The 1,734-nt window shown below is 69.5% G+C and carries 2 protein-coding genes; both read right to left on the reverse strand.

Annotated elements, in window-relative coordinates:
- Positions 1-28 precede the first annotated feature (28 nt).
- Entirely contained in the window at positions 29-979 is a 951-nt protein-coding gene (locus MWN34_RS19525) for an electron transfer flavoprotein subunit alpha/FixB family protein (protein WP_247030985.1), read from the reverse strand.
- 2 nt (positions 980-981) lie between these two features.
- Positions 982-1,734: electron transfer flavoprotein subunit beta/FixA family protein (locus MWN34_RS19530; RefSeq protein ID WP_247030986.1), on the reverse strand; the 753-nt coding region annotated here is incomplete at its 5' end.

Consider the following 1,734-nt stretch of genomic DNA (forward strand, 5'->3'; position numbering starts at 1 on the left):
GGACCTGATCCGCCCCAGCCGGAACGCCTCAGCCCTTGGCCTTCCGGATTTCGTCGGTGAGCTGGGGTGCGATCTCGAACAGGTCGCCGACGAGGCCGTAATCGGCCACCTGGAAGATCGGCGCCTCCTCGTCCTTGTTCACCGCCACGATCACCCGGCTGTCCTTCATCCCCGCCAGATGCTGGATCGCACCCGAAATCCCCAGCGCCACGTAAAGCTCCGGCGCAACCACCTTGCCGGTCTGCCCCACCTGCCAGTCGTTCGGCGCAAAACCGGCATCAACCGCCGCACGCGAGGCCCCCACCGCCGCGCCCAGCGCGTCCGCCAGAGGCTCGACCACCTTCGCGAAGTTCTCCGCCGAACCGATCGCCCGCCCGCCCGACACGATCAGCCGCGCGCTCGAAAGCTCGGGACGGTCCGACTGCGCCAGTGCCTCGCCGACGAAGCGCGAGAGACCGCCGTCCTCACCCGCCCCGATCGCGCGCACCGGCGCCGACCCGCCCTCGCCCGCCGACCCGAACGAGGCCGTCCGCACCGTCAGCACCTGCACCGGGTCCGTGCTCTCCACCCGCTGCACCGCATTGCCGGCATAGATCGTCCGCTCATAGCTGGCGAGGCCCAGAACCTTCGTCACGTCCGACACCTGCATCACGTCCAGCAGCGCCGCCACACGCGGCAGCACGCTCTTGCCGAACGCCGTCGACGCCGCCACAACCGCCCCATAGGGCGCGGCCTTCACAAGCCCCACCACCAGCGCCGACACCGGCTCGGCCAGACGGTGCGCATAGACCGGCGCATCCGCCAGCACCACCTCGCGCACCCCCTCCAGCTTCGCCGCCGCCTGCGCCGCCGCCCCGGCACCTGCGCCCACCACCAGAACGTCCACCGGGCCCCCAAGCGCCAGCGCCGCGCTCAGCGCCTTCGCGCTCGCCGGGTTCAGATGCGCGTCGTCATGTTCCGCGATCAGAAGGGTCGCCATCCTCAGAGCACTCCCGCCTCAGTCTTCAGCTTCTCGACCAGCTCGCCGACCGAGCCCACCTTCACCCCGCCCGCCCGGCCCGCAGGCTCCGTGGTCGCAACCACCTTCAGCCGCGGCGTCAGGTCCACCCCGTAATCGGCCGGGCTCTTCTCCGCGATCGGCTTCTTCTTCGCCTTCATGATGTTGGGAAGGCTCGCATAGCGCGGCTCGTTCAGGCGCAGATCCGTGGTCACGATCGCCGGAAGCGCCAGCTCCACCGTCTGCGACCCGCCATCGACCTCGCGCGTCACCTCCACCTTGCCGTCCGCGACCCGCACCTTCGAGGCGAACGTCGCCTGCGGCCAGCCCAGCAGCGCCGACAGCATCTGCCCGGTCTGGTTGGCGTCGTCGTCGATCGCCTGCTTGCCGAGGATCACCAGCCCGGGGCCTTCCTCGCCGACCACGCCCTTCAGGATCTTCGCGATCGCCAGAGGCTCGATCCCGGTGCCCTGGGTGCCGTCCTGCGTCTTCACCCACACACCCCGATCCGCCCCCATCGCCAGCGCCGTGCGGATCGTCTCGTCGGTCTTCGCCGGGCCAACCGACACCGCGATCACCTCGCTCGCGAGCCCGGCCTCCTTCAGACGAAGCGCCTCCTCCACCGCGATCTCGTCGAACGGATTCATCGACATCTTCACGTTCGAAAGCTCAACGCCGCTTCCGTCCGCCTTAACCCGGACCTTGACGTTGTAGTCAACAACGCGCTTCACGGGGAC

Origin of the sequence: Ancylobacter crimeensis, from assembly GCF_023016805.1 — a bacterium.
Taxonomy (GTDB): Bacteria; Pseudomonadota; Alphaproteobacteria; order Rhizobiales; family Xanthobacteraceae; genus Ancylobacter; species Ancylobacter crimeensis.

Bases quoted from the DNA above. Each gene is read 5' to 3' on its own strand.
- MWN34_RS19525 (WP_247030985.1), bottom strand. From the start codon at position 979: ATGGCGACCCTTCTGATCGCGGAACATGACGACGCGCATCTGAACCCG.